Genomic DNA, 25,441 nt, shown 5'->3' on the forward strand with positions numbered 1-25,441 from the left:
TGCGTGAAACCCTGTCGAAGACTTTTGAGGCGACTTTAATTAATTTGTGACTGTAGATGCACTGGGATATTTTCAAAGCGTGCCTCCGGGCATAATTAAAAGGAGTGAAAATATGAAGTATTTGTTTTCAACTGTTGTGAGTTGCTGTTTTCTCGTACTCGTAGCCTCTTTCGCTTTTGCAGGCGAACAGACTTGGTCGTTTGAATCGGATGCGGACGATTGGAAAGTCGCTAACGGTGATTGGAGTGTTGAGGACGGCATTTATAAACTCGCTAAGGGCGGTAGAGCCGAGCACTCCCTCGTCGGGGATGCTGAATGGGATGATTACACGGTTGAAGCGAAAGTTCGACTTGATGAAGGGAACTGGGCAGGCGTTGTCTTTCGTGCGCAAAGCGAGATGGAATACTATGTCTACTATCTCAACGTTCCAAATAACAAAACGGAGCTTTGGCGACATAAGGAAGGCGCATGGGACGCTCGCGATAAGATTGGTGAACTTCAAGGGAAGAACATCACTGTTGCGAATGACGAGTGGTTTGACATGCGAGTTGTCGTGGAAGGCACGTCGATGAAACTCTGGATTAACGGTGAAGACCAAGGTGAACTTGCTGATGAAACCGGTGCCGGATACCCTGCTGGTCAAGCCGGGGTCTGGGCATGGGAAACCGCCGCGAGTTTTGATGATGTCAAAGTCTCTGGAGATGCTATCATCAATCTTACACCAGTGGAACCAATGGATAAATTGGCTACCACGTGGGGTCGCCTCAAGCAACGTTTTTAGGTAATAATATCGTTTCGCCGCTGGGAGAGTAACAAGTGTTACGGAAACTTTCCTATTACACAGTTGCCTGGGTGGCACTCGTCGGGTGCCATCTTACCCTCTCACAGGTTCCAGACGCGTTCTGTCAGGAAGCAGATGCTGCGGACCCCACAGCGCAGATTCGTGCTTACAAAGCGCAGTTGACTGCCGATGGTACTCAGACCGAAGTTCGCTTGAAACTTGCGAAGGTGTACCTTCAAATTGAGGCATACACTAAAGCGATTACTGAATATCAACAGGTAATAGCGATTGTCGAAGCGAACGGAGTTTTGGGAACCACAACACCTCCACCCGATTCGGATATTCCGACAGTTTACTACGGTTTGGGGTTGGCATATACAGGGCTTGAAAGGTTTGAGGATGCCATAACCGCTTATGAACGCTCAATCGCGTATCAACCTGACTGGGCATACAGTCACGCGGCTTTGGCGAGTGCTTACGCGAACATGCACCGTTATGCTGAGGCACTTGATGCTTACAAAGTGGCGATTGGGTTAGACCCAAACGATGAGATGATTCATCACCAACTCGGGAATGTCTATAGCAAGCGTGGCGAACATGCAGCAGCGGTTCGCCATCAATTACAAGCAATTGCTATTGCACCAGAATTTGCATCTGCCCACTACCAGTTAGGACTCCTCTACGCACAAGAAAAACGATGGACTGACGCGATTGCGTCGTATCAAGCCGCGTATGTACACGATGAGACGTTGGCTGAAGCACTCTATAATCTGGCGCAAGCATATCTCCGGATTGGAGATACATCTGCTGCACGCGAGCAGATGGCACTCTTTGAAAAACGAAAATCAGTGCTCAGCCCCCTTCACCAACTACGTGGGGCACTACAGCGGACACAAGACACAACCGAACGCGCACAGATTCTCGCCAATATCGGTAGGTTCTATCTCAAAGACGGACGTTATGAGCAAGCCATCTCGGAATACCAAAAAGCAATCGGAATGAATCCACAACTGGTATCTGCTTATAACGGTCTTGGTCTTGCCTATACGATGCTTGAGAGGTATTCGGAAGCCGTTATTGCCCAACAGAAAGCATTAGAACTTCAACCAGATCTCGCGAAGGCATACGCAGGACTCGGTTTGACATATTTCAGGCAGAATGTGTTAGAATCCGCATTGGAACATTACCAGCACGCCGTCGCTCTGGATCCTGAATTTTTGGAGGCGCGTCTGAAGATTGGGATAATTCTGTTGAATCAGGAACGCTATGCGGAAGCGATTGATACGTATCTGGCGATTCTTGATATTAAGCCGAACGATCCTGAGGTCTACTATAATTTGGGATTATGCTACGCGCATCAAGCGAAAGCCGGTAGTGATGAATTGTCTATTGAGGATTTGACAATCTCAGCATTGACGACACTCGAAAAAGCGGTTGCGCTTTCGGTGTCTGATACGGGTGATTTAAGTGAGACAGAACAGCCCCCGTTTTTAGCGGAGACCTATTATCTTATCGGTGAACTTCAGGCGAGCAAAGCGGATTTTAATGCAGCAGAGAAGGCTTACTTAGCATCCGGTTTACCGAAGGCATACCATGCGCTTGCCCAGTTAATCGCGAAGTTTGTGAGAAAAAATAGGGACAACGGCAAACAAGGTGTGAATTTAGAAACCGCTCGACATTATGCACAAGAGGCTGTCCGATTGGATCCGAACGTGGCGAGTTATTACAACACACTCGCACTTATTGACTTTCAGCGTGGCGATTACTCACAAGCGGAAGAAGCGATCCGAAAAGCGTTGGAACTTGAGCCGAAAAATCGCAACTACCAACAAGGACTGAAACAAATTTCTGGTAAATTAGCTGCTGAGTAAGGGATATTGCGACCGGGAGGTCCCTGCTACAGCAAAGAGTTAAAGAATAGAGGGGATTGATATGGCATACGATAGCCTTGCGGAGTTTGTGAAAGCCTTGGATCGTGCAGGCGAACTCAAACGGATTAAAACGACTGTCTCACCGGACTTAGAAATCGCTGAAATCACCGATAGGGTGAGTAAAGCAGAGGGTCCCGCGCTTCTCTTTGAAAAGGTCGAAGGCAGCGAGATGCCGCTTCTCATCAACACTTACGGTTCTTATCAGCGGATGGCGATGGCACTTGGTGTTGATGATCTCGGACAGGTTGCGTCCGAAATTGAGAGTATGATTAAATTGGACGCACCTGATACCCTCCTTGATAAAATGAAAATCTTGCGGATGCTGTCCCAACTCACAAACTTTCCACCGAAAACCGTCAAAAAAGGCGCGTGTCAAGATGTTGTCCTGACCGGTGAGGACGCGACCTTAGATGTCCTACCGCTTATCAAATGCTGGCCCCTTGATGCGGATAAATATATTACCTTACCGCAAGTTTTTACGCATAGCCTCAAAACGGGTCAACGAAATGTTGGAACTTATCGTTTACAGAAGATAAACCCGCACGCTTTAGCGATGCATTGGCAAATTCACCATGATGGTGCTTCACATCATCGAGAATATCGGCAAGCAGGGGAACAGATGCCTGTGGCAATAGCACTCGGCGGCGATCCAGCGATGTCTTACATTGGTACGGCACCGCTGCCCTCCGGCATTGATGAACTCCTATTTGCAGGATTTCTCCGCAAATCCAATGTGGAGATGGTCCCTGCCAAAACTATTGACATGCTTGTGCCTGCAGATGCGGATATCGTGATTGAAGGATATATTGAACCGGATGAGACCTGCATTGAGGGACCCTTCGGCGATCATACAGGTTTTTATTCCTTGGCGGATGAATACCCACTTCTTCACATTACGGCGATTACGCACCGTAAGAACCCCATCTACCAGACGATCATCGTTGGCAAACCGCCGATGGAGGATTGCTACATGGGCAAGGCGACTGAGCGAATTTTTATGCCGCTGATTAAGACGCAGCTGCCAGAACTTGTGGATATGAATCTACCGCTGTTCGGCGTATTCCACAATTTTGCCTTGATTTCTATTGACAAACGCTATCCGTATCATGCCAAAAAGATTATGCACAGTTTCTGGGGACTCGGGCAGCTGATGTTCAGCAAAATCATCATCGTTGTTGATAAAGACGTTGATGTTCAGAACGTCGAAGAGGTGCTTTTCTACGTCGGAAGCAATGTCGATCCGAAACGGGATGTGACGATTGTTGAGGGACCTGTGGATGTGTTGGATCATGCTTCCCCGCTTATGGGTGCCGGTTCTAAGATGGGCATTGATGCGACGACGAAGTGGGCAGAGGAAGGATACGAACGCGAGTGGCCTCAGGAAATTCAGATGTCTGATGAGGTCGTTGCGTTGGTTGATGAGAAATGGAAAAAGTACGGCTTTTGAGAGATAGAACTTAGATAGGTATCAGGGTTACAAACCCGTCCCACAATGAGAAGTTAGGAGAAAAACGATGGCAGAAACGATTTACGATGTCGCAGTCATTGGTGCGGGACCTGCTGGCACGCAAGCCGCGGTCTCAGCAAGCCATCAAATGCGGCATGTGCTTGTGCTACATTCTGGAAAGGTGAGTTTTAGTCGAGGGCGCGCGTATTGGTCGAAGTCGGTGGAAATTGAGGATGCTCCGGTCTTTCCGGGTATCATCGGACCCCATTTTGCAAAAGAACTCATGAAATGGATGGAAAGTCGTCCCGTTGTTGATTTCATGCTCGGATCGGAGAAACGGAAAACCGGAATTGACATACGCGATGGCTTGGTACAAAAACTCACGCGAAATGGCGACTACTTTGAACTCGAAGCGTCTACAAAAACACTTAAACAAAATACGTCTTTAGAGATAGCACATTTTAAATCACGTACCGTTGTGGTTGCAGCTGGATTTGACGACAAGTGGCCCGATATTGAGTTTGATCCCGGTGAGGAACGGCTCTATAAGCAGTATGCTACGGTCTTTCGCTATGCGGGTAACAAAAAAGGATGGCACGTCTGTATCCGTTGCGATGGACATCTGCATGTGAATGAACATTTAGCACTTCTTGGTGTCGGTGACTATATCTATGAGGCAGCGATCGGTGCGCAAGACTTTACAGATAAAATTACAATCCTAACGAACGGTAGACCGCACGGTATGTCCCCACCTATATTGGAACAGGTGAAGGCACGTAAAATTAATATCATTGAGACAAAGATTAAACGGCACATTGGTGAAAAAACAGACCTTTTAGGATTTGAGATGGTTGATGGAAGCGAGTTGTTTTTCCACGGTTTCCTTGTTGATGAAGGGTTAATCCCAAATACGAAGTTTCTTGACGGATGGGACTACCAAAAAGATGAGGAAGGCTTGATTGTCGCAAACGAGGATATGCAGATGCTCGACAGCAACGGGGATCCGATTCCTGGACTGTTTGCTGCAGGAGACATCATATCAGGTGAGCGGAACCTGATCGCAACGGCGTTCGCACTTGGACAGGAAGCGGGTTTGTCGGCATCAGACTCCTTGCGTCGGTGGCACTTTCCGGATTAGGAGGGATACATAGAGATAATGCAGAACGGACAAAAAGACACTGTCTACATTATTGATACACACGCTGAGATATTTCGGGCGTATTACGCGATTCGTAGTGGTTTGACAAGCAGTATCACCGGCGAAGCGACACATGCTGTGTTCGGGTTTGCCGGGACACTGATTAGAATTTTAACCGAACTTCAGGCAAAGTATGTCGTCGCTGCGATTGATACGCCGGGCGATACATTTCGCAATGAACTTTATTCGGAATACAAGGCGAATCGAGCTCCGGCACCTGACGATTTGGTGACGCAAATTCATCGCATTTTACAGTTGCTTGAGGCATTCGGTATCTTGACGCTCGGTAAACCTGAATTGGAAGCGGACGATATCATCGCCTCTGTTACACAGGCAATACTTGACAATTCAGAGACACAAGATGTCGATGTCACTATCATTTCAAGGGACAAAGACCTTGAGCAGCTGCTGCTTGGTGATCGCGTAACGATGCTTGACCTTCATAATGACAAAATTATTGATGAGCGATCGTTGAACGAAACGAAGGGCATAGAACCCTCTCAGGTCGTTGATGTGCTTGCGTTGATGGGTGATACTTCAGACAATGTACCCGGTGTTGAAAAAATCGGCTTGAAAACGGCAGCGCAATTGATTCAGCAGTACGGTTCCATTGATGGTATTTTTGAGAATATTGATGAGATTAAAGGGAAGCGTCGCGAGAATCTCGAAAAGGCGCGTTCGCAACTGGCACTCGCACAGCAGCTTGTAACCTTAAAGCGGGATGCTGTCCCGGATTTCTCTATAGAGCAGGCACGTGTCAAACCGCTGGATCTCCAGAAAATCCTTCCGCTGTTTCGAGAATTAGAACTCAAGCGTTATGAACAGGTTGTAACGGAACTCGCGGATGGAGATTCTGCCTCCGCCGCACCAACACCGACAACACGCAAAGAGCGAGTTGCAGAATTGGCGCAGAAAACAGACTCAATTTTGGACAAGGGAGACTATGAGACAGCTGAAACTGGTGACTATTCGGCAGTTGTTACGACCTCCCAACTGACAGAGCTCGTTGACACCCTTTCGGCACAGGAGATTATCAGTTTTGATACGGAAACGGATGGTTTGGAACGCGAGTCTACACTTTGCGGATTAAGTTTTTCGTGGAAACCGAACCATGGTGTTTATGTGCCAGTTCGTTCACCTCATCCTGAAGATCATTTGGATACGGAGACTGTGCTTTCAGCACTCAAACCGATTCTGGAAGATCCCAATCTACCGAAATGTGGACATAACCTGAAGTTTGATGCGGGTATTCTCATCCGGAATGGGGTTAAACTCCAAGGAGTCGTTTTTGATACGCTGCTCGCAAGCCAGTTAGTTGACGCACGAACCCCCTCCCACAATCTTGATACGCTTGCATTGCTCCATTTGAACCACAAGATGATCTCTTTTGAGGAACTCACATCGTTCCCCGACAGTGCAACCGATGTGGATGACACCGATAAAGAAGTTGAAGATCTCGGCGGGCTATTTGATACGGCAGGACAGAAAACAATTGACGAAGTTCCCTTGGAACAGGCTACAGTTTACGCTGCAGAAGATGCCGATGTCGCGCTACGACTCTATCATTTTCTTGTGCCGAAATTGGATGAGATGGGTATTACGGCATTGGTGCGCGATATAGAATCGCCGCTCGCACCTATTCTCGCTGAGATGGAGTATAATGGCATTGTTTGCGATAAGTCGGAGCTCAACCGTCAAAGCAGTGTGATTAGTGAACTCGTTGATGCTCGGCAAAAACAGATTCACGGAATCGTTGGTTATCCGTGTAACATTGATTCTCCAAAGCAACTCGCGCAAGTATTGTTTGAGGATCTTGGTTTTAAACCAGTGAAACGGACGCGAGGTGGCAACGTTTCGACGGATGTGACCGTGTTGGAGGCACTCTCTCTGAGGGAGGATATCAACGACCCAAAGACGAGCGTGCCGCGCTTAATAATTGAATACCGTCAGTTCCGTAAGTTACAAAGCACCTATCTGGCACAACTTCAGAGTGCTATCGACCCAGAGACGGAGCGTATCCACACACATCTTTATCAATTAACAACAGCGACAGGTCGTTTGAAATCCGACGGTCCGAATCTACAGAACATTCCCGTCCGAACTGAGATTGGGAGGCAATTGCGGTGTGCATTCAGAGCACCGGAGGGGCATAAGTTAATCTGCGCGGATTATTCACAAATTGAGCTGCGTATTCTTGCCCACTTTAGCGAAGATGCGCAACTAATCGAAACCTTCGCGCAGGATTTGGACATCCACACGGCAGTCGCTTCGCAGGTGTTTGAAATGCCGACGGCATCGGTTACTCGTGAACTTCGGGATAAGGCAAAGACTATTAATTTTGGCATCATTTACGGGGTATCCCCAACAGGGCTTTCACGTCGGATTAAAGGGATGAGTGTAAAGGAAGCGGCTGCTCTTATTGATGATTATAAAACACGTTTTCCAGGGATAGATCGTTTTCTGCAAGAGTGTGTCCAACAGGCATCGGATCACGGGTATGTGAGTACGCTCACTGGCAGACAGCGTGCGATTCCCGAAATATATGCCACCAACCGAAGTCGGCGCAGTCTGGGCGAACGGTTGGCAATCAATACTGTAGTGCAAGGTTCTGCTGCAGACCTGATGAAAGCGGCGATGGTACGTGTGCAGCACCGAATTGATGCGGACAGATTACCCCTAAAAATGCTGTTACAGATTCATGACGAACTGGTGCTTGAAACGCCAGAGGCACTTGCGGAGGTGCACGCCGCCATTGTCTGTGAAGAGATGGAGAATGCGATGTCGCTTCAAGTACCGCTTCGGACAGAGGCAGGAATCGGTGATAATTGGATGGTTGCAAAGTAAAATTTTTCTATACAGAAAATTAAAATTGACAAACAACAAAAGTTGTGATATAATTTATTGTAAATTTTAAGGGAAATGTGATAGCGTCCGCTGGCAAAGTTACGAGTAGTGTTTTGACAGTTCTACGGTTTGGGACCTGAAACGCTCTATTTATGAAGTGTGATGCGTCTTCCAACCAGAGATTGATGAGAGTTGATTTTTGCCAATCTTTGCAATATGGGCATTGCGTGCAATGTCCGCCTACGCTTGCTGCCAAATTTCTGCCTTTGAAAATGCTGACAGTGCTCAGTTTTCTCATTTTCCCGTATTTTTATTCCATATTCTGGTCTTTTGAAGGGTTACCGGTTCGTGTAGATGTACCGGTTGGCTTCATGATACTGGATTGGAATGTATATAATTTCCAAAAGGAGAAACGAGATGAATATCTACGTTGGCAACGTGCCTTATGCGGCCACGGAAACCGACCTCGAAGAACTCTTTGGTGAGTATGGTCCGGTTGCTACCGCTACCATTATCCGTGACCGATACGATGGTCGCTCCAAAGGGTTTGGCTTCGTTGAGATGGAAAACCAAGAGGATGGCGAGCGAGCGATAGAGGCGTTGGATGGCCAAGAAATGATGGGACGTCCGCTGAAAGTCAATCCTGCGCGTCCTCGCACAGAACGCCGCGAGCCACGTCGCTATGACGACGATGACGCGGGAATTTAGCCTATTTCCTATCGGCTTCAATGTTGTTCGATCTACATGAACTGCTGGAAGTCGGATTGAGGAATGCCGCGATAGGATAACACATATTACTTTTTGTTCTGCTGCGGCTAACAAGTTTTACCCCGGTTTTGGGATCTGTTTTATTTAAACGGGTCTTGAACCGGGGTTTACTTATTTAAATTGATAGAAAACAGACTGGGGATACCGCAATCTGTGCCGTATCCCCAAGACTTCCGTTATGTACTGAAATGGCCTAATAGTCTTTCCGTTTGAGTGCTCCCCAAGTTACTGCGATTTTCCCAGCAGGTTCTACCGCGACACCTAAGGCAGTCAGACCGTTATTCATAACGTCAGCAATATCGTTATCTGTCAAAGGAGCGTGGAAGAGAGCCACTTCGTCCATTGCCCCTGTGAACCAATTGCCGCTACCATCCCAAACACCGCATCCACCGATATTCACGTTGAAATCAGATCTGCCGTGGTTGGGCCAGTTTCCATTTACCGTTGTAGCATTTCCATCAATGTAAACCTTCGTGAATTGTCGGGTCGCAACAGCAGCGACGTGGTGCCACTCACCCGCTGGGTGTTCGTATGCATTGTTATTACTACCCGCTGTGGGTGTCCATAGTGCAACGGTAGTGGGATTAATAAAACCGAATTCCGGTGAATCGTTCTGTCCTATCAACCCGACGCGATTAGAGGTAATATTCCCCGGCTTTACCCAAGCAACGACTGTGAATTCACGTACGCCGTTGAGAAGTTTTTGATTTGTATTCACACAGTTGCCTGTGCCATCAAATCCTAAGGCACCGCCGAATCGTCCATCGACCCAAATAGGTGCGTTGACAATCGTTCCATGGTTATTGTTTCCTGAAGAGTCCATCGCTGTGGTTCCGCCGCCATCGTCGAACAACCAAATACCGACAACACTACTCTGGTCAATTGCGGCACTACTGGTGTTCACAGCAACGAGACTGATTGCCATCAATCCAAGACCGAACAGGATAATTGTTAAAGCATTAAATTTCATTTGAATCCTCTCACTTTCTTTAAAGATTTGCCGCGCTGCAACGCGGGACTATTTCATGGGCTTACTCCGCTATCTGTAAAACTATCAGCACATGTTCCTCGCGCGATGTTCCTCGCAATGTCAGAATAGGAGATAAAAACATTATGACATATTTTGCATTAAAATGCAAATTTTTTTTCTGGCACTGCTATTTTATTATTATAGTATATATCCGTAGTGATTTTTAAATCAAATTAATTCTGGAGTGTCAAACGCAATTATATCCATCCCCTGAGAAAATTGATATCATTCCACCTTTAAGATATACTTATACGGCATAAGACCTACGGTGCTTTTTTGTGGGTGCCACAGGATACAATTATAACGTGAATTTGATGTAAGAGATACGAAGTTTTGTAATGAAATCTGCAGTTACTTGGACATTGTGAGGGCGAGGTTAAATGAAGATTGTGAATTTAATTGGGAAATGCTCCTATTAATTAATTGTCTGAGTCGGGATTCATCGGATTAGTTGATTGAAAAAAACGAGGGGCAAGGCATCGATGCCTCACCTTCCGCTTAGAGGTTTACGCCAACGGCTTTACGTACCTTCGCCAAAATCGGTCTGGCGATGTCGCGTGCTTTTTCCGCACCTGTTTCGAGTATTTTATCCAATTCATCAAGATTGTCCATCAAGGCATTATATCTGTCTCGCTTGTCGGAAAAAGTTGCCTCCAGTAACTCAAACAGTTCCTCTTTCATTGCCCCGTAGGCAAGTCCACCCTCAAGATAGAGTTTCCGCTTTGCATCAACGGCATCTGCATCCGCGAGATGACGGTATATTGCGAAGATGTTGCACTCATCGGGGTCTTTCGGCTCTTCGGGTCGCTTGGAATCGGTTACAATACGCTTGACGGGTTTAAGGACTTGGTCCGGTGGTGCGAAGATTGGGATGACATTGTTATAACTTTTGCTCATCTTTCTACCATCAATTCCAGGAATCGTCATCACTTCTTTCCGAATTACGGCTTCTGGAATCGTCAAGACATCGCCATAATTTTTGTTGAAGGTAAGCGCGACATCTCGTGTAATTTCAAGATGTTGTTGTTGGTCAAGCCCAACCGGCACAAAATGTGTTCCGAAGAGTAAAATATCTGCCGCCATCAAAACGGGATAGGTAAAGAGTCCTACATTAATGTTCTTATCCTCTTCACGTCCGGCTGCAATGTTGTCGTCAACGATCGCTTTGTAGGCGTGCGAGCGGTTAAGTAAACCTTTTGTTGTGAAACAGGACAACGCCCACGCCAACTCGAACACCTCTGGAATATCGGATTGGCGATAGATAATCCCGTCGTCTGGATTTAACCCAAGCGCCAACCACGTTGCTGCTGCTTGGTAGGTGAGATCCGCCAACTGTTTTCGGTCTCTGACTGTTGTGAGGGCGTGATAATCCGGTATGAAATAAAGTGCTTGAAATTTTTCAGCGAGTTCCAACGAGGGCTTAAGCATGCCGAGATAGTTGCCGATATGCGGCGATCCTGACGGTTTAAGCCCAGTTAAAGCAATCTGTTTCAATTTTTTCCATCCTCCTTTTTGTGTCCTGATTTTATTATACCCATCTGAGGTCGGTATGTCAATTGAACTTCCGAATTACAACGGGATCTCCCCACTTTAATCCCAAACTTTCTTTGGCGTTCCCACTGTTTATGGCAATTTCTAATAACCCAGAACTTCCAATAATTGCCAGAGGCTTACCGACTCCAGATTCTGCGTAAACACGGTTGAATCGGTTAAGTCTTATACTTCCAATTCTGATTTCATAAGCGGAAATTTCTCCGGTAGACGCGCTTTCCAAACCGGCAATTGCGCTTTCTGAGATATTGGTTATCGCATTCCCAAATCTATCAATTTTGACAATTTGCCCTGTCAGTGTATTACCGGATAGCTCCGGTGCTTGAATCGGTAGTTGAACAAGCGTTTGCACCGGTGGACCGATGTCCTCAAGCGGAATACCCAAGGAGAGGTGTGCGGCGATAGGTGCGAAAATATCCCTGCCGTGGAATGTGTTACTCACTTCTGGCAGATAGTACGCTTTGTTCTGAATCTCTACTGCATTTACTGGTGGGCGTGCTTCGTTCTCAGTGCTTTGCAATAGGTAACTCAGCACGCCATTATCGGGACAGACGAAAAATGCGTTGTCCGTTTGGCAGACTATCGCACGTCGATCACTCCCGACACCCGGATCAACTACGATAACATGAATCGTTCCTCTTGGAAAGTAACTGTGGGCAGCATAAATTGAGAAAGCGGCTTCGTAGATATCTTGTGGTGGGATAGCGTGCGTGAGATCAACCACTTGCACATTCGGATTGATGCCGAGGATGACTCCCTTCATGATCCCGACATAAGTATCGCGTATACCGAAATCCGTTGTTAGCGTGATGATACGGGATGATTCGCTCATTTGATTACAGGTTTGCCTGCATCCAAGCAAAACTTTTCCGTTGTCCTGTGCCGTCGTTTTCTCTACCCTCGTATTCACAGCACCAGACCCCGTCATAGCCTGCTTCTCTCAGACATCGGATTGCCTTTGCGAGATCTATTTCGCCTTCGCCAAGTGCTTCGCCTCGGTAATCTCCACGTGATCCTCTACCGTCTTTCAGATGTGTGTGCAATGTATAGGGCGCGACGATTTCATAGTATCTGCCAACTGTTTCTAAATCGTGTCCTGCCCATCGGTAGTTCATGGTGTCCATATTCGCACCGACATATTTGGAACCGACCCGTTCAAAGAGTTCTACCTGCAAATCACCGTCGTTTGTAACGATGCCGTGGTTGTCCACTGCCAAGTAGACTTCGTCGCGTTCGGCAAATTCAAGGCATCGTTTTAGGCAGCCAGCCATCGCTTCCACCCATCGGCTTTCGGGGACAGCGTCCTTTGCAGCACCACCCTCCGTGCGAAGAACTGAGGTGCCGAGCAGTTTGGCAAGTCCTGCGATGCGCTCCATCCGTGCAACTTGGGATTGGATAGCTTCCTCTTCCAGCACGACGAAATCGTTTCCTGCGGCGAGTGCGGAGACTTGCAGCCCGTAACCTTCTACCTGTGTTCTCACGGCTTCCGCGTTTTGTTCGGGATTAGTGGTTTCCGAGTTCCACACATCGCCGATCTGGAGTTCAACGTAGCGGAACCCCGTTTCACTTGTAAATTTTAGAAAATCGTCAAGCGATTTACTTGCGTAATTGTAATGAATCAATCCAAGTTTAGACATAGATTTTATCTTTCCTTTGGCAGTCGGCCATCAGCAGTGAGTAAGTCAGAAGTCAGAATTCGGGGATCCCTCCTACTGGAAAACCATACGCATCTGCCGATATTAAAAAGACTTGCATCTTTAAAAGTTGTTGTGCTATAATACCTTTGTTGTAAAACAAGTGTCAAGCATTTTTTCACTTTACTATAGCAAGTTCTTAACTTACAAACTTCGCAGAAAAATTGAGAACCGAATCAGGATAAAGGGATAATGGAGAATTATAGTCGCTTTACGGATCCGAAATTGCCCGCCATTTATGAAAAAGTCAAAGCAGAACAACGGCTTTCCTTTGAAGAGGGCATCGCGCTTTACGAAAGCCCGGACATTACCGGTGTTGGGTTTATTGCAAATCATGCCCGTGAACGTTTAAATGGGAACGTTGCCTACTATAACATCAACCAACATATTGATTACTCGAATGTCTGTATTCTGCACGCCCGGTGCCACTTTTGTGCGTTTGCCCGAAAAAACATGCAAACGGAAGGCGCGTGGGAGATGAGTGTTGATGAATTTTTAGACAAGGCGATGTATTCTATAGAGAACGGATGTACTGAGATTCATAGTGTCGGTGGCTTGCACCCTAAACTACCTTTCGATTATTACTTGGACATCATTCGTGGACTCAAAGAACGGATGCCACAGGTACACCTCAAATTCTTCACTGCTGTTGAGATTCACCACTTCTCACGTATCTTTAAAATGTCAATAGAGGAAGTTCTAATAGCATTGCGGGAGGCGGGTTTGGATTCGTTGCCGGGCGGTGGTGCTGAGATATTTGCGGAAGAAACACGTGAAAAGATTTGCCCAGGAAAATTGAGTGCAGAAGGTTGGTTAGAGGTTCACGATATTGCGCATCGCCTCGGTATTTCCACAAACGCAACAATGCTTTATGGACATCTTGAAACAAACGAGGATAGGGTAGACCATCTGATTCGGTTGCGGGAACAACAGGATAAATCCGGCGGTTTCGTGACGTTCATTCCGCTTGCGTTTCATCCTGCGAACACCCGCATGGCGTATCTGCCATCAACGACGGGCTTGACCGATCTTCGGAACATTGCCGTCGCACGCCTGATACTTGATAACCTGCCACATATTAAAGTTTACTGGATTATGACGGGCTTGAAAACTGCACAGGTCGCACTTCGTTTCGGAGCCGATGATATTGATGGGACTGTAACCGAGGAAAAAATCACACACATGGCGGGTGCGGACACACCAGAGGCAGTTTCTGTTTCATCACTGACGCACCTCATTGAGGAAGCCGGTTTCGTGCCTGTTGAGCGCGATACGCTTTACAATGAAATTGTTCGAGAGGGGGACCGGTGGTACAGAAAAGCCGCTTAAGGGTTGGTGCGGTCTCATTTTTGAATACCAAACCGCTTATTTATCCCCTTTTGAACGAAGAAATCGAGACGGATATTGCGCTCAGTGTTGATGTACCAAGCCGCGTCGCAACATGCTTAAGTGAAGGTAAACTTGATGTCGGGTTAATCCCGATTATCGAATATTTTCGTGCGAAGCCTTCGGGTACGAATTTCTGCATTCTACCAAATATATCAATTGCATCGCACGGAAGTGTCAAAAGTATCCAACTGTTCAGTCGCGTACCGATTCGCGAAATTCGACGCATCGCACTTGATACGAGTTCCCGTACCTCCGTTGCCTTACTAAAAATCTTACTCGCTGAAAAATATGGGGTTTCACCAGCGTTTACAACGTGCGCGCCGACAGTAATTCCAAGCACAGCACTTCAAAACCGTCAGTATCCGCCTTTTGAGGCGGTCCTCCTGATTGGGGATCCAGCCCTCAGGCACCTCGGTTCAACAGAATATAGTGTTGACCTCGGCGAGGCGTGGTATAAGTTAACAGGATTGCCGTTCGTTTATGCGTGTTGGGTAGCAAGAAAAGAAGCACATCTTGGCAACTTACCGCAAGTACTCCTTCAATCGAAAACGTGTGGTATCGCACAAATCCCGGAAATCGCGCAAATTGAGGCACAGAAACTCGGTCTACCTGAAACGCTCTGCCTCGACTATTTGCAAAATCGGATCAAATATGATCTTGACGAACCTGCAATCGCTGGCATTGAACTCTTTTATAAGTATGCTGTGAAGAATAACCTCGCGCCGACATGCCGTTCATTAACTTTTGCATCCAGTTGAAAGAGGCGGGAAATGGAAACCGTTGAAAAATCCACTAACGGTACTGAATTTGTAAAACAGTTTGAGGACTATCTCAAAAGTTGTGGACTTCGTCTGACCCAAAAACGATTGGATGTCTTAGACCAAGTTTTCGATTATCCGGGTCATTTTCAAACGGAAGACCTTTTGGTTCAGATGCGCCGCAACGGTTACCGCGTGTCCCGCCCGACGATCTATCGGACCTTGCCGCTGCTGGTGAGAAGTGGGTTATTGACAGAATTTATTGATGCACAGAAGAACACTCGCTACGAGAGTATCCATTCGCTCCGAGAACATGCACATCTCATCTGTCTACGGTGTAATCAGATTGTTGAGTTTAAAGAGCCGGGGATTGATGCCTTACAAAAGGCGGTGTGTGAAGCACACGACTTTAAAGCCGTGCGCTTCCGTAATGAGATCATCGGTTATTGTGCTGAGTGCCAAGCAGAATTAGAACCAAAAACACCTGATGAAAAGGACGAAACTACTGTTTAAGCCGTGCCCACGTTGTGGTAAGCAGCCCTTCGGGATTAACGTCCGTAAGTCCGCTGGAAGCATTTTCGTAGTCTTCGTTTGTAGGCTCATAATCTAAGTCGCTTGACCAGCAGATAACGTCTAACTGGACCTGGTTTGAGCTCTGCCGTGTCCATATCATCATGACGTTTTCACCGTCTTGTAATTTGTTGACCGTGCCACCGTCACTTCCGAAATCACCCGTCCGTAACCATGTCCATTCAGGGGCGTTCTCTTCCATGATGATGTGATCAGGACGAACAAAAGCGGGTTTGTCCGTTGGAATTTCATCACCATCATCGCCCAAAACCCACAACCAATCCGAGTGGTTGCTCGGATTAATGACGCGCACGATAAACCGCCAGTCCCCTGCTTTTCCATCAGCGGCACTGATGTCGAACCTGTAGAGTATCCAACCTTGTCCACCGGCGTTGGTGATGATATCTCCGAAGGCACCTTCCGTGGGATCAAGTGCACCTTCACCCTTGCCTAATTTATAGACATCCTCGGAGTCCCTTTCATCAAAGGCTTCTGCCTCAAACCAAATTTGTTCGCCACTCCCGTATTTAGAAACTCTAAAGTCTTCTACGGCAAAGCCCGTAAACGGTTGTATCAATAGGAAACAGAAAACGAAGCCGAAGGTTAATTGACATCTTTGAAGCATAATAATTCTCCTTCATCGTATTTTTCTGCTATTTTGAAGCAGTTACTGCTTAAGCCGACTCCACGTTGTGGTTAGCAAACCATCCGGATGCACCGGTAAGGTTTTTTCCTCCGCTTTCTCGTAGTCTTCATCGGTAGGTTGATACTCTAAGTCACTGGACCAGCAGAAAACGTCGTACTGTACCTGAAGAGAACTTTGCCGTGTCCATATCATCATAACGTTCTCACCGTCTTGTAGTTCATTAATCGTGCCAGCATCCTGTCCGAAATCTCCTGTTTTCTTCCATGTCCATTCGGGAACATTTTCTTCAAAGATAATATCAGCAGGACGAGCAAAGGCAGGTTCCGCATCTGGGATCTTATCACCATCGTCGCCCAAAACCCATAGCCAATCCGAATGGTTGCTTGGATTAATAACGCGCCCGATAAAACGCCATTCTCCGGCTTTCCCGCCAGCACGACTGATGTCGAACCTGTAAAGTATCCAACCTTTTTTCCCAGCACCGGCGTTGGTGATGATATCCCCAAACGCACCGTCGGCAGGGTCTACAGCCTTTTCGCCTTTGCCCAATTTATAAACATCCTCGGAATCCCTCTCATCAAAGGCTTCTGCCTCAAACCAAATTTGTTCACCTTTTCCGTTTTCCGAGACTTTGAATTCTTCCACGGCAAAGCCTGTAAACGGTTGGACCAGTAGAAGACCAAGGGCTAAACTGAGCGTTAATTGAACTCTCTGAAGCATTGTGAATTCTCCTTCGCCTTAGTTTGAACTATAGCAGGTTTTGCAATTACTTGGACACTATAGAAGTGGCAAAGTTTCCTAATCTTGATAGGGGTAGACGCGGATGAAAGGTGAACTGCCCCACTACAAACTCGGAAACTTCATCTATCTTAAAAACAACTCGTGGTTCACCGAGATGTCTGCATATTTTGATAATTTACCATAGTTTAAACGAATTCGGTTAAAATTGTAAACTTAAAAACTTGACAATCGTTTGGAAATATTGTATAATTGCAAAAATAGGTTTTCTTCTGCAATGTGGGAAACGTCGGATGTATACACCACAGGTAACCGAACATTATGAAAATCCGCGCAATGTCGGGTCTATCGTAGATGCTGATGGCTCTGCCACTGTCGGTTCTCCTGCCAGTGGCGAGATGCTTAAACTAACACTCAAGATAGCCGACGACACGATTGTTGCGGCGAAGTTTCGAGCATTCGGATGCCCTACCGCTATCGCGAGCGCATCTGTCCTCACTGAATTGGTTACGGGAATATATATCCCGGAAGCAGAAGAAATTACAGCGGCACAACTCTCTGAAGCGTTAGGAGGGCTGCCGCAAGATAAACAGCGTTACGCCAACGCTGCTGAAAAAGTCCTAAAAACGGCAATTGCTGATTTTCTGTCTAAGAAGGAGATGCAAGCACCATGATTAATGTCACAGAATCTGCCGCACAAAAAGCAATTACACTTATTAGTAATAGTGAAACCTCAGCTGAATCCGAACTCGGCTTGCGGATGCAGGTTGTCGGCGGTGGATGCTCCGGGTTCCAATATAACCTCGAATTTGGTGCCGCGAAGGATACCGACAAAGTGTTTGATTTTCACGGCTTAAAGGTTTTCATTGATCCGCGCAGTACGCTCTATCTTGCAGGTTCCGTACTCGACTATAACGACGGGTTGATGGATTCAGGTTTTAAAATAACAAACCCGAATGCTACAAACACGTGCGGTTGTGGTGAGTCGTTTAGCGTTTAACAATTTCCGTCTGTTCGGTACGCTCACTTTGCAAGCACCTCTGTAAAAAAGATAACCGTTTTAAAACATAGAGTTTTATATAAGCGCGCCCAGTGAGGCGCGCTTTTTGGTGAATTGGGTTTCCTTTCGTTGGATACTACACCCACGAAGATTTTAACTCGTGTACTTTCAGTGATACTAAAGTCGCTGCGCTTCCCTCCGCGTAGATTCCGATGTCCGCATTGTCCAAATCTGGGAGGAAATAAGAAGTCATAGAGAGTTCCCCGTCGTTACCGAATGCCTCAATAGAGATACGGTCAACCAGAATTTGCAAACGGATTTTCCCATCTTGTGGCGCCAGGGGTCCACTTCTTTCTAAGAATGTCAATTGTTGCGATGCGACATCGTAACGGATATCCTGCCCACGAATCTTGAAACCAACAGCGGCAGCATCATTCAGGGCTATTTCAGCTCGTATATCAAACAACTCACCTGTCAATCCTGCAAGCGGATCTTCATCTGGTTCAAGCGGCAGGTCGCTCCACGCATGCGTGTACGCGTGGATGTTTTCGATTTCTGCGACCGGTTCTCGATGTAGACGGATGCCTTCCGAAGTTGTCCGAAGGGTTAGCTTGCACGGGAAACTCATCTGTTGGTTAAAGGGCATGTCCGGTGGGTTACTGCCGCTCATCCAAGCGATTTGAATACGTCTTCCATCGAATTCTGGTACATCACTCCATGTTTGCGCTGCATAGAAGTTGGCACCGTAGTCAGCTTGTTGTGCGTCCCCCTCCGGCGTAAAGGTCGTTCCATCAAAGTTACCGACGTAATATTTTCCCGCCGCGCCCCAGAAAACCCATTTGGTATTGTCGGGATCATCGTTAACGGGAAGCTCAAAGATGTCAGGGCATTCGGTGTCTGGAATCTGTAGGTCGGATAACCTTGTCCATTCCTTAAGGTTTGTTGAACCGAATAGCGCATAGTCATTTTGGTCGAGATAGAGAGCCATCACCCATTTCTGCGTAGGTTCATGCCAGATAACCTTGGGATCGCGGTTACTCCCGACGATATGCTCAATCACAGGGTTCCCCTCGTATTTTATCCAACTCCGTCCACGGTCGTTGCTGTAGGCAATGCTTTGCGTAAACGGCACCTGCTCCGGTGCATGGCTGCCAGCAGATGTGTAGAAGTTGACGAGTACCGACTCGTCACTGGTCTGGAAACCACCGGTGTTTTTCCAGTCCACGACACCTGAACCGGAGAAGATGGTGCCGAGTTCATCTGGATGGATGGCGTGTGGAAGTTGCTTCCAGTGGACGAGGTCTGTGCTGACAGCGTGTCCCCAAGTCATGTTGCCCCAATTGATGCCCGATGGATTGTGTTGAAAGAAGAGATGAAACTCGCCTTTGTAATGGATTAAGCCGTTTGGGTCATTCGTCCAATTGGTTTTCGGCGTAAAGTGGAACTGTGGGCGGTATGATTCCTGATAAGCCGTTTGAATCATTAAACTGTTTCCTTTCGATTTTATCGATTTTAAGCGTTGCAAAGAGATACACGCTATTGCTTCTATTTTGCTGACTATTCTATGTAGATTTTTTATTTTGTCAAGGTTGCGCTTTTATTCTTTAAGGCTATTTCGTTTTCAGTTTTTAGACATTTTAAGTGAGGGGTCGCTCCTACAGAAAGACAGCAACCAGTCAGCAGTCGGGAATCGGAATTCCCTCCTACTGCGGAGTTTGTTATCCTGTTGGCGAAGGTGCATCCGAAAATGTGTATAAACGGTAAAACAGGATACTCCTGTTTATTCAGCAATTTTCTGTAAATGCATGCTAAATTGAGCGTTTTAGGCAAAATTACGCAACCGTTTTGACCGAAATACGCGTCATTATATATTGAGGTAAGGACTCAAATGTTAGTGAGGGAATTGAAAAATGGAAACTCTTAATACCTATAAAGAATCAACAACTAAAAAAATCGCCCTCAATCTTGATGGCGACGCAGAAGTGTCTGTGAAAGGTTTCATCGCTCCGATTGAGAACACCCTATCCAATTTTCATGTCGAGTGGGAGGCGTTAGCGAATCTACGCGTCACTGAACCAGAAAAACGCTATCCAGTATCTGTTTTTCGAGCATTTCTTCCGAACAAGCCTGTTTCGGTAGGCGACCTTTGGCAGATAGAAGAAGCCAGCGTCCTTGAATTGCTCCAGCAACTTCATCCCAATCCGAATTTGGATATGCATATCAATTCCGGGGATTCTTGTGGATTGTGGGCATGTCTGCGCGCTTACAACGATCAGTTTGCCGAGATCGTTTTTCGGATTCATGCGGAGTTCAAGTTAGAAGGGGGTTGGTTTACACCGTCGCAGTTTACGGGTACTTTCGTTATTGATCGGATTGAACAACGTGTTATGTTTTTTGAGATGTATGTTCCTAAAGGCACTGTGAATTTCGATCTCAACTGGACGAGTGCTGATGCTGGCTTCTGCTCGCAGATGGAACTCCGTGCTGGGACACAGGATATTATTCGAGAGATTGAATTCACAGAAGCCATCACCTATGAGGCAGCGAAGCACTCCTTAATACTGCGTTTCTACGAATTCGCGCGGATTAACTGGGTGCCACCGACTCAGGTGTTAGAGATGGCACAAGCACAACAGAAGCCAATTCATGCTATATCCATAGATGGACCCTTGGCAGATGAGTCGTGCTGAGGGAGCGGAAAAGGCTTGAGAGCAGTTGCTCTCTCTGATGAACAGAATATAGCGTTCTTGAACGAGAATTTTATCAACACTTGGGTATCGAATGTTGAATTAAGGCGGACCCCAAGGAAGCAAGCCTTCATGACACGGCGGTTTCAAGATGAATCCAAGACTTTTGACAGAAGCTATCCCTTGGCACAGGCTATCATGAAGGGGTGGAATGAGCATTCACCCGTAGATTGTTTGATTCTCTCGCCGGAACTTGAGTTGATGGGCAGCATGCCTGTTAACGACTTCTTCGATACTGAATTGGAACGACTTGGGGACGAGGAGGCGTATCTTTTCTTTCTTGAAGCGTCGTTAGCAGGGAAACAGCCCGGATTGGATGGTAGCACTTTGGAGCCTCAGCCAACAACTGATTGGAATGTTTTTTTCAATTCAGGGACTGTTGTGAACAGTTTGAAAATTGCACTCACCCATGAGCGTCCTGAACAAGAGGTATTGAACATTTTCCGGACACCAGAATCTGGCTATCAAGATTATACTGTCATTGAAATTGATACAACGGCATTTAAAGATGGCGGCATGCTCATTATTGATATATCAGTAGGAGGTGCTGAACCTGCGGGGTCGTTTGATTTATACAGTGGGGATAGCGAATTACCCACAGAAGGTGTGCCTCAGGACGCACTCGGTTCGGCATGGGGTATTCCGCCCTGTAAAAAGGGAATTATCAGGTATCCTTTCGAGCGAGGTGGGTTCTTTAAGTTGGGTGCTACTGGTGATTGGTTCAGTGAGAAGGGGAGTATCAACGCTTTTCTCGCTAAAGTTTCCGTGAAATCTGAAACGGAATAGCTGTGGATATGGAGGTAAAGAGTGATAAACCTTTGTAATGTACTAAATAGTTCGGCGAGCCTACAGGTACACGCGCATTGGGATCCTATTGCGGATTCTACGTTTAATATGCACAAAGACTCACCAGAACTCACTGAGTTATTTGACCTGTCTCCAAATCAGCCTGTCAAGGAATACGGGATAGATGTTTTCAATGCGTTCCTTCCACCATCAACTGTAGCGGTAGGAGATGTCTGGGAACTTGATCCGAACAGGCTTATTTCCTTCCTTCATCAGTTTCATCTTGATGCAACCACAGCCGTATATCACGGAGCGGAAGGGGCGTTCGCATGCTTACGTGCGTTTTCATCGGATTACGCTGAGGTCGCTTTCCGAATTCATGCTGATTTCACGCTGGAGAGTGCTGCCTATAAGGCGTGGCAAGACAAAAACTCGTCGGAGGACGATGATAATAAATCCCGTTTTGTCCCTTCTCATTTTGTTGGACGGTTGTTAATCAATCTGAAAAAAGGGACGGTTCGGACATTTTCGCTCCATCTCCCTCCACGCAATAGTAACGTTATCATCAGTGCCTTCGGTGGTATTGACATGGTATTTGTGCCGCGTATGGAACTCCTCACTACGGACGAGACGGATCAGAACGGAATCGCGTGGGACGCTGCTATCACAATGGAAGAGGCACACCGCGCCTTGGAATTGAAATTCTACAAATTCTCGGAGATTAACTGGTTGCCGATTGATGCGGCAGTTACACAGGCGAAAGAAACCAATCGTCCGATCCATGCGATTCATGTCTGGGGGTGCTTAGACAATGAATCGTGCTGAGCGAACGGCAAGTATTTGAGGGTGGGTCCGCTCTCTGATCCAGAGGTGATAAGAACGCTCAACGAAAAGTTTGTCAATACGTGGGTACTCCTCCGAGAATTACCGGAACTGATAGGCGGTGCGAAAGGGGAGGCGGTCAGCCTTGTCGCTAAAGAGATGAAACGTCACTACACGGACTCTGTGGATATTCTGGTCCTGACTCCCGATGCGGAAGTTATCATGCATCAGCCGGAGATGGCACTGCCTTACAAGAATCAGGCGCAAGCGTATCTATCGGTGTTACAGCATGCTGCAGATGTGTTTGAAGGGAGACGTATTCGTGTTGGGCAAGGGTCAAAATTAGATGGAAATCCAATCAGTTTGGGTACAGAATTGATGGAGGTGCTGCAGGTTTTTCGCGCTTCTGGCACCGATACTCCGGATTACACGGTCGTTGAAATTGATACGACACCATTTGAACGCGGCGGGATACTCCACATTGAGATACAAGTCGGAACAGGTGAGGCAGCAGGGACGTTTGAGTTGTTTGATGCCGATACCGAAATTCCTACATCAAACGATGCGGATAAAGCACTGGAAGGTGCATGGGACGTTTCGCCCGGTGGTATAGGACATATCTTCCATGATTTTAGCAGGGGTCGGCGTTTTAAGTTGGTCGCTACGGGTTCGGACAATCAGACAAACTGCACCAATGCTTTTCTGGCGCGTGTTTCTATCGTCCCTCCATTTGAAAAATAGAATATATTGTCTTAGCCTACCTGTCAACGTCGGACTGCCTATCCACGTTCTATTAAACAAGCATGAGTTCGACGTTGATTTTCAACATTTACCTCCGTTTTTATTCTCAAACCCACAAAGTACATACCAAATTGGTAATTTTGTGTCCGATTTCTCCGATTTTTTGAAAATTAGGCAACCGTTTTGTCTGTCACCCGCGTCACTATATATCAAGATGAGAACCTACGCGAGCAGCAACTTTTTGTAGAGAAGATGTTTGCAAAGTGTATTCCAATAAATTTTTATTGTAAGGAGATTTGAAAATGAAAATCTTAACGATTGGACTGGTCATTCTGGTAATAATGAGTGGACAACTAAACGCCGACGACCCCTCAACAACAAACAACAAAATAACACTGAAACTTGATGACACTTCAGAGGTGTCTGTCAAAGGCTTCATTGCTCCGATCGGAGATACGATGTCCGATTCTTTCTTTAAGGAATGGAACAATTTGATGAACCTGCGGGTTGCTGAACCAGAGAAAAGGTACCCGACATCGATTTTTCGTGCTTTTCTTCCAGATAAATCGGTTTCAGTCGGTGACCTCTGGCAGATTGATAAGGAGGGTGCATTGAAATTGCTGAAGCAGCTGCACCCCAATCCAAGCCTGGACATGCACATCAATATGGGAGATTCTCGTGGTCTGTGGGCATGCCTACGCGCTTACAACGATGAATTTGCCGACATTGTATTTCGTATCCATGCAGAGTTTGTCTTAGAAGATGGTTGGTTCACACCTTCTCAGTTTGCTGGACATCTGATTATTGATCAAGTTAAAGAAAGCGTTGCATTTTTCAAGATGCACGTCCCCGAAGGTCCGGTAAATTATGATGTCAATTGGAAAAGGTTTGGCGAGCGCAGGATAACAGCAGCTGGTTTTTGCTCGCAAATGGAACTCCGTGCTGGGACGCAAGATTTGCTCGGAAACGTTAAATTCACGGAATCCATTACCCAAGAAGCTGCCGAAGACGCACTGATACGAAACTTTTACAAAGCGCAGCAAATCAATTGGGTGCCCCCGGATCAGGTGTTGGGAATGGTGCAAGCACAGCAGAAGCCGATTCATGTTATCTCCATAGATGGACCTTTGACCGATGAGTCGTGCTGAGGAAGCGGGAAAACTCTGAGGGCAGTTGTCCTCTCCGACAATCGAAACATAGCATTCTTGAATGAAAATTTCATCAATACCTGGGTATCAAATGTGGAATTAGAGCGCACGCCGAATAAGCAAGCCTTCATGGCAATGCGCCGTCAGCACGGGTTTAAGCCGTTTGACAAAACGCACCCGTTGGCACAGGCAATCATGAAAGGGTGGAAGAAACGTTCACCGGTGGATATTTTGGTTATTTCACCGGAGCTTAAACTGATGGGTAAGCAACCTCTCAATGAACTTTTTTCGAGTGGTGATATCGTACAGAATTACTTGGCATTTCTCCAAGATTCCTTAGCAGGAAAGCTCCCTGGGTTCAGTGAAGACTCTTCCCAACCTTTATCAGAACCTGATTCAAAGGCTTTTTCTGAATTAGATGCTGCTATGTCAAAAGATTTGAAAGTTATACTCACGAGTGAAAAACCTAAGCGGGAAGTTCTGAATATTTTTCGGACCCCAAAACGAGGTTATCAAGATTATACTGTTATTGAAATTGACACGACAGCGTTTGAAGAGGGTGGTCTGCTTGTTATTGATATATCAGTAGGAAGTGCTGAACCTGCGGGGTCGTTTGATCTTTATGATGGTGATGCTGAACTTCCCACAGAAGGTATGCCTCACGGGGTGCTTGCCTCTGCATGGGATGTGCCTCCCGATAAAAGAGGAACAATTAAGTATCGTTTCGACCGCGGCAAGGTTTTTAAGTTAGGGGGGACTGGCAGTTGGTCCAGTGAGGAAGGGAGTACCAACGCTTTTCTAGCTACAATTTCAGTAGAAGCTGAGGTTGGAAAAAAAGGATCAAATTGACAC

Annotated in this window: 24 protein-coding genes; 17 read left to right on the top strand and 7 right to left on the bottom strand. The window is 46.6% G+C overall.

The window, feature by feature from the left end; translation table 11 throughout:
- Nucleotides 1-112: 112 nt before the first annotated feature.
- The 6 genes from OXH39_03350 (at nucleotide 113) to OXH39_03375 (ending at nucleotide 8,909) form a co-directional block, all read left to right on the top strand.
- Complete coding sequence (locus OXH39_03350; GenBank protein MCY3549472.1) at nucleotides 113-781, top strand: DUF1080 domain-containing protein; 669 nt, start codon at nucleotides 113-115, stop codon at nucleotides 779-781.
- A gap of 35 nt (nucleotides 782-816) precedes the next feature.
- Nucleotides 817-2,652, top strand: a complete 1,836-nt coding sequence (locus OXH39_03355; GenBank protein ID MCY3549473.1) for a tetratricopeptide repeat protein — start codon at nucleotides 817-819, stop codon at nucleotides 2,650-2,652.
- A 61-nt stretch (nucleotides 2,653-2,713) separates the two neighbouring features.
- On the top strand, nucleotides 2,714-4,159 hold the full coding sequence (locus OXH39_03360; GenBank protein MCY3549474.1) for a menaquinone biosynthesis decarboxylase: 1,446 nt from the start codon (nucleotides 2,714-2,716) through the stop codon (nucleotides 4,157-4,159).
- Between the two features lie 67 nt (nucleotides 4,160-4,226).
- The gene (locus OXH39_03365) at nucleotides 4,227-5,297 is read left to right on the top strand and encodes an NAD(P)/FAD-dependent oxidoreductase (GenBank protein ID MCY3549475.1); all 1,071 of its coding nucleotides are present in this window, start codon (nucleotides 4,227-4,229) and stop codon (nucleotides 5,295-5,297) included.
- 18 nt (nucleotides 5,298-5,315) lie between these two features.
- Nucleotides 5,316-8,201: a DNA polymerase I gene (gene polA / locus OXH39_03370; protein MCY3549476.1), complete on the top strand. Its 2,886-nt coding sequence runs from the start codon at nucleotides 5,316-5,318 to the stop codon at nucleotides 8,199-8,201.
- A gap of 417 nt (nucleotides 8,202-8,618) precedes the next feature.
- Nucleotides 8,619-8,909, top strand: a complete 291-nt coding sequence (locus tag OXH39_03375) for an RNA-binding protein (protein ID MCY3549477.1) — start codon at nucleotides 8,619-8,621, stop codon at nucleotides 8,907-8,909.
- Nucleotides 8,910-9,162: 253 nt separating this feature from the next.
- On the opposite strand, the gene OXH39_03380 is transcribed toward OXH39_03375, so the two are convergent.
- From OXH39_03380 to OXH39_03395, 4 genes are all read right to left on the bottom strand, one after another.
- A complete protein-coding gene (locus OXH39_03380; GenBank protein MCY3549478.1) occupies nucleotides 9,163-9,939 on the bottom strand; it encodes a LamG domain-containing protein in 777 nt (258 codons plus the stop codon).
- A 558-nt stretch (nucleotides 9,940-10,497) separates the two neighbouring features.
- Nucleotides 10,498-11,493: a tryptophan--tRNA ligase gene (gene trpS, locus OXH39_03385; GenBank protein ID MCY3549479.1), complete on the bottom strand. Its 996-nt coding sequence runs from the start codon at nucleotides 11,491-11,493 to the stop codon at nucleotides 10,498-10,500.
- A gap of 58 nt (nucleotides 11,494-11,551) precedes the next feature.
- On the bottom strand, nucleotides 11,552-12,382 hold the full coding sequence (locus tag OXH39_03390) for an SAM-dependent chlorinase/fluorinase (protein MCY3549480.1): 831 nt from the start codon (nucleotides 12,380-12,382) through the stop codon (nucleotides 11,552-11,554).
- Between the two features lie 4 nt (nucleotides 12,383-12,386).
- Nucleotides 12,387-13,187 carry a sugar phosphate isomerase/epimerase gene (locus OXH39_03395; protein ID MCY3549481.1) on the bottom strand — a complete coding sequence of 267 codons (801 nt, stop codon included), beginning with the start codon at nucleotides 13,185-13,187 and terminating at the stop codon, nucleotides 12,387-12,389.
- A 249-nt stretch (nucleotides 13,188-13,436) separates the two neighbouring features.
- Between OXH39_03395 and mqnE the strand changes: the two genes are divergently transcribed.
- The 3 genes from mqnE to OXH39_03410 are packed head-to-tail and all read left to right on the top strand — an operon-like array spanning nucleotide 13,437 to nucleotide 15,904.
- Complete coding sequence (mqnE, locus tag OXH39_03400) at nucleotides 13,437-14,573, top strand: aminofutalosine synthase MqnE (GenBank protein ID MCY3549482.1); 1,137 nt, start codon at nucleotides 13,437-13,439, stop codon at nucleotides 14,571-14,573.
- Entirely contained in the window at nucleotides 14,552-15,391 is an 840-nt protein-coding gene (locus tag OXH39_03405) for a menaquinone biosynthesis protein (GenBank protein MCY3549483.1), read from the top strand. The genes mqnE and OXH39_03405 overlap by 22 nt, the downstream gene beginning before the upstream one ends.
- Before the next feature lie 12 nt (nucleotides 15,392-15,403).
- A complete protein-coding gene (locus tag OXH39_03410) occupies nucleotides 15,404-15,904 on the top strand; it encodes a Fur family transcriptional regulator (protein ID MCY3549484.1) in 501 nt (166 codons plus the stop codon).
- On the opposite strand, the gene OXH39_03415 is transcribed toward OXH39_03410, so the two are convergent.
- On the bottom strand, nucleotides 15,894-16,586 hold the full coding sequence (locus OXH39_03415) for a hypothetical protein (protein ID MCY3549485.1): 693 nt from the start codon (nucleotides 16,584-16,586) through the stop codon (nucleotides 15,894-15,896). The two genes, OXH39_03410 and OXH39_03415, sit on opposite strands and share 11 nt — an antisense overlap.
- Nucleotides 16,587-16,628: 42 nt before the next feature.
- A complete protein-coding gene (locus OXH39_03420) occupies nucleotides 16,629-17,327 on the bottom strand; it encodes a hypothetical protein (protein MCY3549486.1) in 699 nt (232 codons plus the stop codon).
- A gap of 311 nt (nucleotides 17,328-17,638) precedes the next feature.
- Here OXH39_03420 and OXH39_03425 point away from each other — a divergent pair, with 311 nt between their 5' ends.
- Both OXH39_03425 and OXH39_03430 read left to right on the top strand, forming a co-directional pair.
- Nucleotides 17,639-18,019: an iron-sulfur cluster assembly scaffold protein gene (locus OXH39_03425; protein ID MCY3549487.1), complete on the top strand. Its 381-nt coding sequence runs from the start codon at nucleotides 17,639-17,641 to the stop codon at nucleotides 18,017-18,019.
- Nucleotides 18,016-18,345: an iron-sulfur cluster assembly accessory protein gene (locus OXH39_03430; protein ID MCY3549488.1), complete on the top strand. Its 330-nt coding sequence runs from the start codon at nucleotides 18,016-18,018 to the stop codon at nucleotides 18,343-18,345. Before OXH39_03425 ends, OXH39_03430 begins: the two co-directional genes overlap by 4 nt.
- Nucleotides 18,346-18,481: 136 nt before the next feature.
- On the opposite strand, the gene OXH39_03435 is transcribed toward OXH39_03430, so the two are convergent.
- Nucleotides 18,482-19,828: a glycoside hydrolase family 32 protein gene (locus tag OXH39_03435; GenBank protein MCY3549489.1), complete on the bottom strand. Its 1,347-nt coding sequence runs from the start codon at nucleotides 19,826-19,828 to the stop codon at nucleotides 18,482-18,484.
- A 427-nt stretch (nucleotides 19,829-20,255) separates the two neighbouring features.
- Between OXH39_03435 and OXH39_03440 the strand changes: the two genes are divergently transcribed.
- The 6 genes from OXH39_03440 to OXH39_03465 all read left to right on the top strand — a co-directional run bounded on the left by OXH39_03440 (nucleotide 20,256) and on the right by OXH39_03465 (nucleotide 25,438).
- The gene (locus OXH39_03440) at nucleotides 20,256-21,035 is read left to right on the top strand and encodes a hypothetical protein (protein MCY3549490.1); all 780 of its coding nucleotides are present in this window, start codon (nucleotides 20,256-20,258) and stop codon (nucleotides 21,033-21,035) included.
- 15 nt (nucleotides 21,036-21,050) lie between these two features.
- Nucleotides 21,051-21,878, top strand: coding sequence for a hypothetical protein (locus tag OXH39_03445; GenBank protein MCY3549491.1), 828 nt, complete (start codon nucleotides 21,051-21,053; stop codon nucleotides 21,876-21,878).
- A 21-nt stretch (nucleotides 21,879-21,899) separates the two neighbouring features.
- Nucleotides 21,900-22,703, top strand: coding sequence for a hypothetical protein (locus OXH39_03450; protein MCY3549492.1), 804 nt, complete (start codon nucleotides 21,900-21,902; stop codon nucleotides 22,701-22,703).
- A 21-nt stretch (nucleotides 22,704-22,724) separates the two neighbouring features.
- Nucleotides 22,725-23,441, top strand: coding sequence for a hypothetical protein (locus tag OXH39_03455; protein ID MCY3549493.1), 717 nt, complete (start codon nucleotides 22,725-22,727; stop codon nucleotides 23,439-23,441).
- Nucleotides 23,442-23,743: 302 nt separating this feature from the next.
- Nucleotides 23,744-24,589, top strand: a complete 846-nt coding sequence (locus OXH39_03460) for a hypothetical protein (protein ID MCY3549494.1) — start codon at nucleotides 23,744-23,746, stop codon at nucleotides 24,587-24,589.
- Between the two features lie 57 nt (nucleotides 24,590-24,646).
- The gene (locus OXH39_03465; GenBank protein ID MCY3549495.1) at nucleotides 24,647-25,438 is read left to right on the top strand and encodes a hypothetical protein; all 792 of its coding nucleotides are present in this window, start codon (nucleotides 24,647-24,649) and stop codon (nucleotides 25,436-25,438) included.
- The last annotated feature ends 3 nt before the right edge of the window (nucleotides 25,439-25,441 follow it).

It is taken from the genome of Candidatus Poribacteria bacterium, from assembly GCA_026702755.1.
Lineage (GTDB): Bacteria > Poribacteria > WGA-4E > WGA-4E > WGA-3G > WGA-3G.